The 11,579-nt window shown below is 71.1% G+C and carries 12 protein-coding genes; 5 read left to right on the top strand and 7 right to left on the bottom strand.

Features of this window, described 5'->3' with window-relative positions; genetic code table 11:
* Window positions 1-220 precede the first annotated feature (220 nt).
* Entirely contained in the window at window positions 221-964 is a 744-nt protein-coding gene (locus tag BLV01_RS19190; RefSeq protein WP_091803678.1) for a 3-oxoacyl-ACP reductase family protein, read from the top strand.
* Window positions 965-1,268: 304 nt separating this feature from the next.
* Here the strand turns inward: BLV01_RS19190 and ubiE are convergent, their stop codons facing one another.
* Window positions 1,269-2,033 (bottom strand): bifunctional demethylmenaquinone methyltransferase/2-methoxy-6-polyprenyl-1,4-benzoquinol methylase UbiE, encoded by a 765-nt coding sequence (gene ubiE, locus BLV01_RS19185; RefSeq protein ID WP_091803673.1) that lies wholly within the window; start codon window positions 2,031-2,033, stop codon window positions 1,269-1,271.
* Between the two features lie 142 nt (window positions 2,034-2,175).
* On the opposite strand from ubiE, the gene BLV01_RS19180 reads away from it, so the two are divergent.
* Window positions 2,176-2,652 (top strand): GNAT family N-acetyltransferase, encoded by a 477-nt coding sequence (locus tag BLV01_RS19180; protein ID WP_091803669.1) that lies wholly within the window; start codon window positions 2,176-2,178, stop codon window positions 2,650-2,652.
* Here BLV01_RS19180 and BLV01_RS19175 read toward each other — a convergent pair.
* A complete protein-coding gene (locus BLV01_RS19175; protein WP_091803664.1) occupies window positions 2,626-3,516 on the bottom strand; it encodes a DUF417 family protein in 891 nt (296 codons plus the stop codon). The genes BLV01_RS19180 and BLV01_RS19175 overlap by 27 nt on opposite strands.
* A 137-nt stretch (window positions 3,517-3,653) precedes the next feature.
* Here BLV01_RS19175 and BLV01_RS19170 point away from each other — a divergent pair, with 137 nt between their 5' ends.
* The 3 genes from BLV01_RS19170 (at window position 3,654) to BLV01_RS19160 (ending at window position 5,959) form a co-directional block, all read left to right on the top strand.
* Window positions 3,654-4,109 carry a nucleoside deaminase gene (locus BLV01_RS19170; RefSeq protein WP_091803658.1) on the top strand — a complete coding sequence of 152 codons (456 nt, stop codon included), beginning with the start codon at window positions 3,654-3,656 and terminating at the stop codon, window positions 4,107-4,109.
* Window positions 4,110-4,144: 35 nt separating this feature from the next.
* Complete coding sequence (locus BLV01_RS19165) at window positions 4,145-5,413, top strand: hypothetical protein (protein WP_091803651.1); 1,269 nt, start codon at window positions 4,145-4,147, stop codon at window positions 5,411-5,413.
* Between the two features lie 75 nt (window positions 5,414-5,488).
* A complete protein-coding gene (locus BLV01_RS19160; RefSeq protein WP_091803643.1) occupies window positions 5,489-5,959 on the top strand; it encodes a GNAT family N-acetyltransferase in 471 nt (156 codons plus the stop codon).
* A 298-nt stretch (window positions 5,960-6,257) separates the two neighbouring features.
* Here the strand turns inward: BLV01_RS19160 and BLV01_RS19155 are convergent, their stop codons facing one another.
* The 5 genes from BLV01_RS19155 to xerC form a co-directional block, all read right to left on the bottom strand.
* Entirely contained in the window at window positions 6,258-6,731 is a 474-nt protein-coding gene (locus BLV01_RS19155) for a DUF2269 family protein (RefSeq protein ID WP_091803636.1), read from the bottom strand.
* 4 nt (window positions 6,732-6,735) lie between these two features.
* Window positions 6,736-8,037: an NAD-dependent epimerase/dehydratase family protein gene (locus BLV01_RS19150; protein WP_091803633.1), complete on the bottom strand. Its 1,302-nt coding sequence runs from the start codon at window positions 8,035-8,037 to the stop codon at window positions 6,736-6,738.
* A 246-nt stretch (window positions 8,038-8,283) separates the two neighbouring features.
* The gene (gene hslU, locus BLV01_RS19145) at window positions 8,284-9,660 is read right to left on the bottom strand and encodes an ATP-dependent protease ATPase subunit HslU (RefSeq protein ID WP_254782696.1); all 1,377 of its coding nucleotides are present in this window, start codon (window positions 9,658-9,660) and stop codon (window positions 8,284-8,286) included.
* Between the two features lie 117 nt (window positions 9,661-9,777).
* Window positions 9,778-10,329 (bottom strand): ATP-dependent protease subunit HslV, encoded by a 552-nt coding sequence (gene hslV, locus BLV01_RS19140; RefSeq protein ID WP_091803630.1) that lies wholly within the window; start codon window positions 10,327-10,329, stop codon window positions 9,778-9,780.
* A gap of 321 nt (window positions 10,330-10,650) precedes the next feature.
* The gene (gene xerC / locus BLV01_RS19135) at window positions 10,651-11,535 is read right to left on the bottom strand and encodes a tyrosine recombinase XerC (RefSeq protein ID WP_091803628.1); all 885 of its coding nucleotides are present in this window, start codon (window positions 11,533-11,535) and stop codon (window positions 10,651-10,653) included.
* Window positions 11,536-11,579: the final 44 nt, after the last annotated feature.

The following is an 11,579-nucleotide window of genomic DNA, read 5'->3' as shown; positions in this document are numbered from 1 at the left end:
CCGCGCGGCGGCGCGAGGCAGGCGGAGCGGCGCCGGCGACCGCGCGCGACCGGCGCCGCGACCGCGGTCGCGGCCGGGGACGCAACCCGGATCGGGCCAGCGCCCGGCGACCGGCCGGCGCCCCGCGCTGCGATATACAGCGTCCCGGCGGCGCGCACTGGCGCAACGGTCGCGGCCCGGCTAGCCTTGTACCGTTCTTCCATTATTCGGAACTTTAGACATGACGCTTCCCCTTGCAGGCAAAGTCGCCCTCGTCACCGGCGCCAGCCGCGGCATCGGCGCCGCCATCGCCCGCCGCCTCGCCGCCGACGGCGCCGACGTGGCGATCACCTACGTCAGCTCCGCACAGCGCGCCGAGGACCTCGCCGCGCAGATCCGCGACGGCGGCCGCCGCGCGATCGCCATCGCCGCCGACAGCGCCGACGCGCAGGCGGTGACCGCGGCGGTCGAGCGCACCGTGGCCGAGCTCGGCCGCCTCGACATCCTGGTCAACAACGCCGGGGTGTGGACCTACGGCCCGTTCGAGGACGAATCGCTGGAGAACTACGAGCGGGTCATGGCGATCCACGTGCGCGCGCCGTTCGTGGCGGCGCAGGCGGCGTCGAAGCACCTGCCGCGCGGCGGCCGCATCGTCACCATCGGCAGCTGCCTGGGCGAGCGCGTCGGCGCGCCCGGCATGGCGCTGTACTCGCTGAGCAAGGCCGCCGTGGTCGGGCTGAGCAAGGGCCTGGCGCAGGACCTGGGCCCGCGCGGCATCACCGTCAACACGGTGCAGCCGGGGCCGATCGACACCGACATGAACCCGGCCGACGGCGAAGGCGCCGACCACCAGCGCGCGGGCTTGCCGCTGCGGGCGTTCGGCAACGCCGACGACATCGCCGCGACGGTCGCGCACCTGGCCGGGCCGGGCGGCGCGTTCATCACCGGCACGCAGATTTCGGTGGATGGCGGGTTTTCGGCTTGAGTGTGGTGGGGCTCGGGCGTCGATGCGGGGCCGCGGCGAATTGAGCGGAAGGCGTCGGGGCTGAAGCCCCTCCCACAGGTTGCGTCGCGGTACAGCCCTGGATGTCCGCGTTCGCGGGCATGACGATAGGAGGGGTTCGCGGCGATTCTTTCCAGGAGTCGGCTTCGCGGCGCCCCCTCTAGCGGTCATCCCCGCGAATGCGGGGATCCAGAGTCTTCAGCGCGGTGCCGCAACACATCCCCTGCGCAACGAAAAACGCCGGGCGATGCCCGGCGTCTTTCCATCTGCGCGAAGCGCGGACGCGTCAGGCCTTGTAGCCGGTATGCACCGCGCAAATCCCCGCCGACAAGTTCTTGTAGTCGACCCGCGCGAACCCCGCCTCGACCATCATCCGCTTGAGTTCGTCCTGCGGCGGATGCTTGCGGATGCTCTCGGCCAGGTAGCGGTAGCTCTCGCTGTCGTTGGCGAACAGCTTGCCCAGCTTCGGCAGCACGTTGAACGAGTGGAAATCGTAGATCGGCTTGAACCAGTCGGCCTTCACTTCCGAGAACTCCAGCACCCGCGCCTGGCCGCCGACCTTGAGCACGCGCAGCATCTCGCGCAGCGCCGCGTCCTTGTCGGTGACGTTGCGCAGGCCGAAGGCGATGGTGACCAGGTCGAAGCTGGCGTCCGGGAACGGCAACGCCTCGGCGTTGCACTGCACGTACTCGAAGCCGGACACGCGGCCGCGGTCGGTCATGCGGTCGCGGCCTACTTTCAGCATGTCGTAGTTGATGTCGCCCAGCACGATGCTGCCGCTGTCGCCGACCCGGTCGCGCAACAGCGCGGCGATGTCGCCGGTGCCGCCGGCCAGGTCGAGCACGCGGTCGCCGCGGCGGACCTGGGCGGTGGCGGTGAAATAGCGCTTCCAGACCCGATGGATGCCCAGGCTCATCAGGTCGTTCATCAGGTCGTAGTTGCCGGCGACCGAGGAGAACACTTCGCCCACCAGCTTGCGCTTGTGCTCGCGCGGCACCTCGCGGAAGCCGAAGTGGGTGGTGTCGTCGGGCTGGGGCTTGGATTCGTTCATGGCCGCGATTATCGCATGGCGGCCGTGCCGGGGCTTTGCCGTTGTGGGAGGTGTCCACAGGCTCGATCCGGACGGAAACCTCCCCCGAAAGGATTAGCCCCGCCCCCGCTCCGCCGGCCGCCCGCTTTGGCATGATGCGTCCATGACCGCGACCGTGACCTGGCAAGCCAAGCGCTACGCCGACCTCAGCCTGGACGAGCTCTACGAGCTGCTGCGGCTGCGCTCGGAGGTGTTCGTGATCGAACAGGACTGCGTCTACCTCGATCCCGACGGCAAGGACCGCCACCCCGAGGCCGTGCACCTGATGGGCCGCGCCGGCGACGGCCGGCTGGCGGCGTACCTGCGCATCCTGCCGGCCGGGCTGAGCTATCCCCAGGTCAGCTTCGGCCGGGTACTGACCGCGGCGGACTTCCGCGGCCTGGGCCTGGGCGGGCCGCTGCTGGAGGCCGCGCTGATCGAAATCGAGCGGCGCTGGCCCGGCGCCGACATCCAGATCGGCGCGCAATCGCATTTGCAGGCCTATTACGGCCGCTACGGGTTCGCGCCTTCGTCCGAGCCGTATGTCGAGGACGGCATTCCGCACATCGACCTGCTACGGCGCGGCCGCGGCGGCGCCTGAGCGGCCGCGGCGTTCGGCCGCACCGGCGCGCAGCAAGGCCAGCGCGCCGAGCAGCAGCAACAGATCCTTGAGCAAGAACTGGCCGGTACCGCCGACGAACGGCGCGCCGTAACCCGGCTGCCAGCCCGGCAGGGTGAACAGGAAACTGTTGGTCAGCAGATAGGTCGCCACCGCCGCCCACAGGCCCCAGCGCGCCAGCCGCGGCCGCCACGGCCACAGCGCGATCAGCGCCGCGGTCGCCAGTTCGACCGCGCCGATCAGGTTCGAGGCGCCCTGCACGTCCAACGGCCCGTACAGCCAGGAAAACAGCGGGCTCGAACGCATCAGCCCGGCCACGCCCTCGGCTTCGATGCGGGTGAACTTCATCAGCCCGATCCACACCAGCACCAGCAGTTGCCCCGCCCACAGCGTCCACAGCGCGCGGGCGCAGCCGCGTTCGTGCGCGTACACGCCCAGCGCGAGGCCGGCGATGCCCAGGTGCTTGAGCAGGGTCTGGCCGGAGCCGATCACCGGGAAACCGCCGTAGGGCGGCTCGTGGATCCACGCCGCCGGGCTCAGCAGGGCGAACAGGCCGGCGGCCCAGAACGCCATCGCCGCCAGCGCCGCGCCGCGTCGCCAGCGGCCCGCGGGCGCGAGCAGCAGCGCCGCGCCGATCGCGCCTTCCAACGCGCCCAGCGCCGGGCTCAGCCAGGCCGCGTCGGCGGCGAACGCGGGCAGGCCGGCGCCGGCGAGCGTCTTGGCCAGCGCTTCGACTTCGAACGCGAACCCGCGCATCGCGCCGAACCAGACCATCAGCAGGCCCAAGATCCGGGCCGAGAATTCCCACACGCGCGCCAGCGGCGCGCGCTCCATCGCACTGTGCATCGTTCCCACTCCGATATCCGCCGCGCCATCCGCGCCAACCCCGATAAGAGGCCGCGCGGGCGCAAAAGGATTCGCCGCCCCTCGACCCGGACGCGCCGGCGCGCCAGACTGCGCAGCGAAACGCACCGGAGCCCCGCATGATCGCCACCCCCGACTACCGCGCCCTGCTCGCCACCGCCGTCGCCGAGGCCCGCCAGGGCATCGCCGAGGGCGGCATCCCGATCGGCGCGGCGCTCTACCACAACGACGGCCGCCTGCTCGGCTGCGGCCACAACCGCCGCATCCAGGAGAACGACCCCTCGGTGCACGGCGAGACCGACGCCTTCCGCAAGGCCGGCCGCCAGCGCCGCTACCGCGACACGATCATGGTCACCACCCTGGCGCCGTGCTGGTACTGCAGCGGCCTGGTGCGCCAGTTCAACATCGGCACGGTGGTGGTCGGCGAGTCGGTCAATTTCCGCGGCGGCATCGACTGGCTGCGCGAAAGCGGGGTCGAGGTGATCGACCTGGCCGATCAGGAATGCATCGAGATGCTCGGCGGCTACATCGCGGCCAATCCCGAGGTGTGGAACGAGGACATCGGCGAGGACTGAGCCGCACCGTGCGACCGACCGGAAAGGACATCCGCATGCGCGCGCGCATCGTCTGGCTGCTGTTGCCGCTGGCCGCCGCCTCGCCGGCGCCGGCCGCGGCGCAGCCGAACGACTGCGGCGCCACCGCCGAGGTCGCGCTGATCTGCCGCCAGGCGCAGGACGGCCGCAAGGCCAGCCTGGTGCGCACCGAACTGCCCGCGCGCGGCGGCTGCGAGCGGCCGCTGCTGGAGACCTTCACCGACAGCGACCGCGACCGCCCGCGCAGCCTGGCCCTGGCCGTGGGCCAGAGCGGCGAATGCCGCTTCGCCGACGGCGGCAGCGTGCGCGTGCGCGTGCAGCCCGCGCCGCCGCCGCCGGCCGGGCCGTGCAGCGGCCAGCCGTCGGCGAGTTTCTCGCTGTGGCTCGACGACCGCCGCGTGGCCGACCAGCGCGAAGTGCGCAGCCGGTGCGAAAGCGCGCCGACGCCGTGGACCTACCGCATCGACGGCGACGCCGTGTTCGACTGCAGCAACGGCGACTGCGGGCCGCTGCTGGCGCCGGACCAGGCGCTGGCGACGCTGCCGGTGGACGCCGGCGAATTTCCCGACGCCGCCGCCGCGGTGGCGGCGCAGGCGGCGGCCCAGGCCGCGGCCGCGCCCAACGGCCTGCAACGCCTGCTCGACCGCGGCCCGGTCTGCGCCGAGGCCGAGCGCCAGCTCGCGCTCAGCTGGGATGCGTTCGATCCGTTCCGCCGCGGCGCCGACGAAGACGCGCCGCTGCACCGCGTGGTCGCCGCCGAAGCGCCCGCCGGCACCGCGATGCCGCAGGCGCTGGAATTCGTGCACGGCGCGTGGCGCGCGTTCGACTTCGACTTCGACAACGACGGCCTGGTCGACCGGGTGTACCTGGGCGACACCCGCGACGCGCAGGCGTGGTATTCCTCGCCGCTGTTGGTGGTCGCCGGCGCATCGGCGCACGCGTTCCAGGCGCGCGACGGCGCCGCGGCGGCCCACGCGGTGCCGTGCCAGTGGGACGCCGCGCGGCCGCCGCTGTCGCACTGCGACGACCTGCGCAATCCGGCCTGGAGCCGGCGCGAACCGCTGCAGCAAGCGGTGCCCGCGCCGCTGCCGGGCATCGCCGGCGGCGACGACTTCTTCCGCACCCGCACCACCACCGCGTTGCCGCTGCGCTTCGGCGACGCCACCTACGTGGTCCTGTCGAGTTCGGCCGGCCCCGCGCGCGACTACGTCGGCGTGTACCGGCCGCGCGCGGACGGCGGACGCGAGGCGGTGTGCCTGATCCAGCGCAAGCCGGACCCGCGCTGACGCCGCAGCGGGCGCGCCCGGCGCTTACAGCCGTCACTGGGCAAGCGCCGGGGGCGGGCGCAGAATCGCCCGCACATGGCCGCCGCTCCCGCCCACGCATCGATCCGCGCCTACCGGCTCAGCGACTGGCCGCGCCTGTGCCAGATCCACGACCGCGCGCGCCTGGACGAACTGCAGCGCAGCGCCGGCGTCGATGCGTTCCGCACGCTGGCGCGCACCGCGCACAGCGAAGGTCTGTTCGACGGCCGGCTCGACGTGGCCGAAGTCGACGGCGTGGTGCGCGGCTTCGTCGCGTTCCAACGCGCCTCGCTCGACTGGCTGTACGTGGACCCCGACAGCTACCGCCAGGGCGTAGGACGCGCGTTGCTGCGCCACGCGATCGCGCTGTCCGGCCCGACGATCTCGACCCAGGCGCTGCTCGGCAACGAACCGGCGATCGCGCTGTATCGCTCGGAGGGCTTCGTCGAGATCGAGCGGCGGTCAGGCCGGTTGGCGGGGTGCGACGGGGCCGTGGCGGTGGGGGTGATCCTGGAGCTGCGGCGCTGAGGCGTTGCGGGGCTGGCTGGGTTCGTTGTCCAGACGAAAGCCGACATCACGAACCCGTCGTTCCAGCGAGCGCCGGAACCTCGCAAGCCCGTCGTTCCGGTTGGAGCCGGAACCTCACGAACTCCTCATTCCGGCGAAAGCCGGAATCCGTTTTGATCTTGCTCTTGCCGTTCGCGCGAACGAGCGCACGCGGCAACGAAACCGGTTGCGGCGTCCGCCGCAACGACCGGAGCTGGCGGTTCGGCCTGTCTGCGCAGCGACGGCCGGGGATTCGCGGCTTCGGGATGTTGCGGCCGGGCTACGCAGCTGCGGTTGGCTTCAGCACCATCAACCAGAAAATCCCCACCACGCTCAGGAACGCCGGCCAGCCCAGCCAGAACCACCAGAACATCGTGCGGTGGTAGCTCGCCGGTAACGGCGCGTTCGCGGCCGCCGCCTGCGCCGCGAGCCGGCGCGCGCGCGCCTGCAGCCACAACACCGGCAACCAGCACGCGCCGACCACGAAGAACAGGATCAGCGCGGTCTTGAGCCAGAACAGCGACCACGGGATGCCCAGGTACAGCGCCAGCCACACGCCGGTGCCGAACTGCACCAGCACCGCCGGCGCGGTGAAGCAGGCGTCGGCGATGACCACGGTGCGCGCGGTCTCGGCGATCACCTTGGCGTCGCCGCGCTTGTGCGCGATCCAGAAGAAGAACGCGATGCCCAGGCCCGTGCCGAACAGCAGGGTCGAGGACATGATGTGAATCCACTTCACCCACAGATACACCATCGTCTTATCTCCGATCCGCCAGCACCCACGCCACCGCCAGCGCCGGCAGCACGACAAGATTCTTCGCCAATCCGCCGAGCGGATCGAGCCACTGCGCCGGCAGCAAGGCGCCGAACGCGAGCGTGTACGCGAGCACGCTGAAGCCCATCAATCCCAGCATCAGCCGCGGCCGCCAGCCGCACAGCAAGGCCAGCGCCAACACGGCGTCGAGGCCGCCGGTGATGCGCGCCAACGCCACCGGTTGCCAGGCCGCCAGCGGCGAACCGGCGACCATCGCCTCGATGGTCGCCGTCGGCGTCAGCCAGCCGGCCGCGGCCGAGACCAGCCACAGCGCGACGATGGCCAGGCGCAAGGTCGGCGCGAGGAAGTACAGCTGCGCCTGCCAGCGGTCCTGTACCTGGCTCGGCGCCGCCGCGAGCGCGGCGGCCAGGTCGGCCGGCGCGTGACCGAAGTCGGCGCGCACGCGCGCATGCGCGTCCGGCCGGGTCACGTTGCCGCGGCGGAGCATGCGCCACATGGTCTCGCCGACCGGCCCGCGGCCGAGGCGTTCGCCGATCGCGACCTGCAAGCCGACCAGCGATTCGGGAAAGAACAGCGCGCGCTCGCCGCCGATGCGCAGCCAGCGCCGCCAGGTGGTTTGATACTCGCGCAGGCTCAGCGGCGCCGGGCCGCCGATCTGGTAGACGCCCGCCTGCGCGCCGCCGGCCGCGCGCGCGGCGATCTCGCCCAGATCCTCGGCCGCGACCGGCTGCAACGGCCAGCGTCCGTCGCCGGGCAGCAACTGGCGGCCCGGAAACGCCGCCAGCGCGCGCAACAGCGAGGTGCCGCCGTAGGAACCCGAGGCCGCATAGACCACCGAGGGGCGCAGCGCCACCGCGCTCATCGGCAGTTTCAGCAGTTCTTCGTCGAAGCGGTGCTTGGACGCGATGAACTCGCCGTCGACGGGCTCGCCCAATGCCGAGAGCTGGACGAAGCGCGGCACGCCGTACTCGACGCAGGCGCGCGCCAGCGCCAGCGGGCCGTCGACATGGATGGCCTGGAACGTCTGCGCGCCGGCTTCGCGCAGGATGCCGGCGGCGTTGACCACCGCGTCGACGCCGCGCAGGGTCTCGCGCCAGTCCTGCGGCGAGGTCATGCGGGCGAGATCGGCGCGGCGTTCGTCCTCGCGCAGCGCGCGGCCGCTGTCGCGGATGCCGCGCAGCACGCGCCAGCCGTGGCGGCGCAGGGAAGCGATGAGATAACCGGCGAGGAAGCCGTTGGCGCCGACGACGAGTGCCGTCTTTGGCGCGGGTGCGGGGTCGTCCATGGGGCGACACGGTAGCAGAGCACCGCGGTGGCCGGGACTGTCAATAACCGCGCCGTGGGCGCTGCCCTCGCCCTGGCCCTCTCCCGCCAGCGGGAGAGGCAACCGTTGCGTCGCTGCTGCAGCCCTCGCAGCAAAGCCGTCTTCCGCAAGCGGAAAGGGAACAGCTGCATCGCTGCTGCAGCCCTCGCAGCAAAGCCCCTCTCCCGCCTGCGGGAGAGGGGTTGGGGTGAGGGCCGCTCTACGCGATCAGAGAATGTACCGGCTCAAATCCGGATCCTTCACCAGTTCACCCAGGTGCTGGTCCACATACGCCTTGTCGATCGTCACCGCCTGCCCGCCGCGGTCCGGCGCCTCGTAGCTCAACACATCGAGCAAGCGCTCCAGCACCGTGTGCAAACGCCGCGCGCCGATATTCTCCTGGCGCTCGTTGACCTGAGCGGCGATCTCGGCCAGCCGGTCCACCGCATCGGCGGTGAACTCCAGCGCCACCCCTTCGGTGCGCAGCAGCTCGACGTACTGCGTGGTCAGCGCCGCCTTCGGCTCGGTCAGGATGCGCACGAAATCGTCCTTGCTCAGCGCGCCCAGCTCGACCCGGATCGGGAAGCGGCCTTGCAGCTCCGGAATCAGGTCGCTGGGCTTGGCCAGATGGAACGCGCCGGAGGCGATGAACAGGATGTGGTCGGTCTTGACCGCGCCGTACTTGGTGCTCACCGTCGAGCCTTCCACCAGCGGCAGCAGGTCGCGCTGCACGCCTTCGCGGCTGACGTCGCCGCCGCTCACGCCGGCTTCGCTGCGCTTGGCGACCTTGTCGATCTCGTCGATGAACACGATGCCGTGCTGCTCGCAGGCCTCGATCGCGGCCTGGCGCACGTCGTCCTCGTTGACCAGCTTGGCCGCTTCCTCCTCGATCAACTGCGGACGCGCGGCCTTGATCGACAGGTGCTTCTTGTGGGTCTTGCCGCCGGACACCTGCGAGAACATCTGCCGCAGCTGCTGGCCCATCTCTTCCATGCCGGGCGGCGCCATGATGTCGACGCCGCCGAGGTTGACCGCGGTTTCGATCTCGATCTCGCGATCGTCGAGTTCGCCGCTGCGCAGTTGCTTGCGCAGCTTGGCGCGGGTGTCGCTGTCGGGCGCGCTGTGGTCGGCGGCCGGGGTTTCCGAGCCGAAGCCGAAACCGCCGGGCACGCGCTTGGGCAGCAGCGCGTCGAGGATGCGGTCTTCGGCGCGGTCCTCGGCCTGGGTACGCACGCGCACCTTGGCCTGCTCGCGGTACAGCTTGACCGCGGTGTCGGCCAGGTCGCGCACGATCTGCTCCACGTCCTTGCCGACGTAGCCGACCTCGGTGAAGCGGGTGGCCTCGACCTTGACGAACGGCGCGTTCGCCAGCGTCGCCAGGCGCCGCGCGATCTCGGTCTTGCCGACGCCGGTGGGGCCGATCATCAGGATGTTCTTGGGCATCACCTCGTCGCGCAGCTCGGCCGGCAGCTGCATGCGGCGCCAGCGGTTGCGCAGTGCGATGGCGACCGCGCGCTTGGCCGAGTGCTGGCCGACGATGTGTCGGTCCAGTTCCTGCACGATCTCGCGCGGGGTCATGGTGGCGTGGCTGTTGTCGGGTTTCATGTCGGGTCGGGAATGGGGAATGGGGAATCGGGAGTCGTAAAGGCAAAGGCCGCGTAGCGGGCAGGATCGGGACGAATCGCTCTTACGATTCTCTATTCCCGATTCCCGACTCCCGGCTCAAAGCTCTTCCACCACCACGTTGCGGTTCGTATAGATGCACACGTCGCCGGCGATGTTGATCGCCTCGGTGGCGATGCCGCGGGCGTCGAGCGTGCTGTGGGCCATCAGCGCGCGCGCGGCGGACAGCGCGTACATGCCGCCGGAACCGATCGCGACGATGCCGTCCTCGGGTTCGATCACGTCGCCCGTGCCGCTGATGACCAGCGAGGTTTCCTTGTCGGCGACGGCGAGCAGCGCTTCGAGCTTGCCCAGGCGGCGTTCGGTGCGCCAATCCTTGGCCAGCTCGACCGCGGCGCGGGTCAGTTGCCCGTGCTTTTCCAGCTTGGCTTCGAACAGTTCGAACAGGGTGAACGCATCGGCGGCGGCGCCGGCGAAACCGGCCAGCACCTGGCCGTCGCGGCCCAGGCGGCGCACCTTGCGCGCATTGGACTTCATCACCGTATGGCCGAGCGTGACCTGGCCGTCGCCGGCGATGGCGACGCGGCCGTCGCGGCGGACCGAGACGATGGTGGTGGCGTGGAAAACGTTGGGATTCTGACTCGGGTCCATGGCGACCTCCGGGGGATAGCCCTTGGATGGGGGCTGGCCCGGGCGAGTCAAGGGGTGGGCCGGCGCACCGGTCAGCCGCGGCGTATCGACGCAAACCACACAGGCCGCGGTAGAACGCAGGCCGGCGCCCCCTCCCCGTCATTCCGGCGAAAGCCGGAACCCATTTTCGATTCTGCTTTGCGCGTGCGGCCGCGCTGCGTGAAAGCGCCGCAGCAAAATGGGTTCCGGCTTTCGCCGGAATGACGGAGAGAAAGAGTCCGCCGCGGCTGGAGACCCGAGGCAGGCCGCCGCGCGCGACGACACGCCGTGTTCGAAACGCCGCTACTCCTCGCGCTTGCGCTTGGCACGCGGATGCGCCGCGTCGTAGACCTTGGCCAGATGCTGGAAATCCAGATGCGTATAGATCTGCGTGGTCGAGATGTCCGCATGCCCCAGCAGTTCCTGCACGCCGCGCAGGTCGCCGGACGATTCCAGGATGTGGCTGGCGAAGGAGTGCCGCAGCAGATGCGGGTGCACGCGCTTGAACAGGCCCTGGCGCTGGGCCAGATGACGCACGCGCAACTGCACCGCGCGCGAACTGATCTGCGCGCCGCCGCGGCCGGGAAACACGAAGGCCTCGTTCGCCGCGCCGGTGGACGCGCGCCATTCGCCCAACGCCGCGCGCGCGTGCGAACCCAACGGCACGCTGCGCTGCTTGTTGCCCTTGCCGAGCACGGTGACCAGCGCGTCGTCGAGATCCAGGTCGCGCCAGCGCAGCGCGCACAGTTCGCTCAGGCGCAGGCCGGAGGAATAGAACAGCTCCAGCAACGCGCGGTCGCGCAGGCCCAGCGGCGCGTCGGTGTCGACTTCGACCAGCGCCTTGGCTTCGTCCGGGTCGAGCACCTGCGGCAGCTTGCGCGGCGCCTTGGGCGCGCGGATCGGCGCGGCCGGGCTGGCCTCCAGCGCGCCCTGCCTGACCTGCCAGGCGTAGAAGCTGCGGCAGGCCGACAAGCGGCGCTGCAGGCTCTTGGGGGTGAGGCCGCGGCGGTGTTCGGCGGCGATGAACGCGCGGATGTCCTCGACCTGCAGCGCGAGCACGTCGCCGCCGGCGTGTTGCAGGGTCCACACGGTCAGCGCGTCGAGGTCGCGCCGGTAGGCGTCGAGGGTATGCGCGGACATGCGCTTTTCCACGCGCAGGTGATCGAGGAAGGCGTCGACCGGATTCATGCCGCGCATCCTACTCCGCCGCGCGCGCACGCGGCGTCGCGGCG

It is taken from the genome of Lysobacter sp. yr284 (genome assembly GCF_900107375.1).
Lineage (GTDB): Bacteria > Pseudomonadota > Gammaproteobacteria > Xanthomonadales > Xanthomonadaceae > Lysobacter.
This window is presented reverse-complemented; position numbering and strand designations above follow the sequence as displayed.

What these genes read in the sequence shown, in the direction of transcription:
- BLV01_RS19190 (WP_091803678.1), top strand. Translation starts at nt 221, where the DNA reads ATGACGCTTCCCCTTGCAGGCAAAGTCGCCCTCGTCACCGGCGCCAGC.
- ubiE (WP_091803673.1), bottom strand. Translation starts at nt 2,033, where the DNA reads ATGAACGAATCCAAGCCCCAGCCCGACGACACCACCCACTTCGGCTTC.
- BLV01_RS19180 (WP_091803669.1), top strand. Translation starts at nt 2,176, where the DNA reads ATGACCGCGACCGTGACCTGGCAAGCCAAGCGCTACGCCGACCTCAGC.
- BLV01_RS19175 (WP_091803664.1), bottom strand. Translation starts at nt 3,516, where the DNA reads ATGCACAGTGCGATGGAGCGCGCGCCGCTGGCGCGCGTGTGGGAATTC.
- BLV01_RS19170 (WP_091803658.1), top strand. Translation starts at nt 3,654, where the DNA reads ATGATCGCCACCCCCGACTACCGCGCCCTGCTCGCCACCGCCGTCGCC.
- BLV01_RS19165 (WP_091803651.1), top strand. Translation starts at nt 4,145, where the DNA reads ATGCGCGCGCGCATCGTCTGGCTGCTGTTGCCGCTGGCCGCCGCCTCG.
- BLV01_RS19160 (WP_091803643.1), top strand. Translation starts at nt 5,489, where the DNA reads ATGGCCGCCGCTCCCGCCCACGCATCGATCCGCGCCTACCGGCTCAGC.
- BLV01_RS19155 (WP_091803636.1), bottom strand. Translation starts at nt 6,731, where the DNA reads ATGGTGTATCTGTGGGTGAAGTGGATTCACATCATGTCCTCGACCCTG.
- BLV01_RS19150 (WP_091803633.1), bottom strand. Translation starts at nt 8,037, where the DNA reads ATGGACGACCCCGCACCCGCGCCAAAGACGGCACTCGTCGTCGGCGCC.
- hslU (WP_254782696.1), bottom strand. Translation starts at nt 9,660, where the DNA reads ATGAAACCCGACAACAGCCACGCCACCATGACCCCGCGCGAGATCGTG.
- hslV (WP_091803630.1), bottom strand. Translation starts at nt 10,329, where the DNA reads ATGGACCCGAGTCAGAATCCCAACGTTTTCCACGCCACCACCATCGTC.
- xerC (WP_091803628.1), bottom strand. Translation starts at nt 11,535, where the DNA reads ATGAATCCGGTCGACGCCTTCCTCGATCACCTGCGCGTGGAAAAGCGC.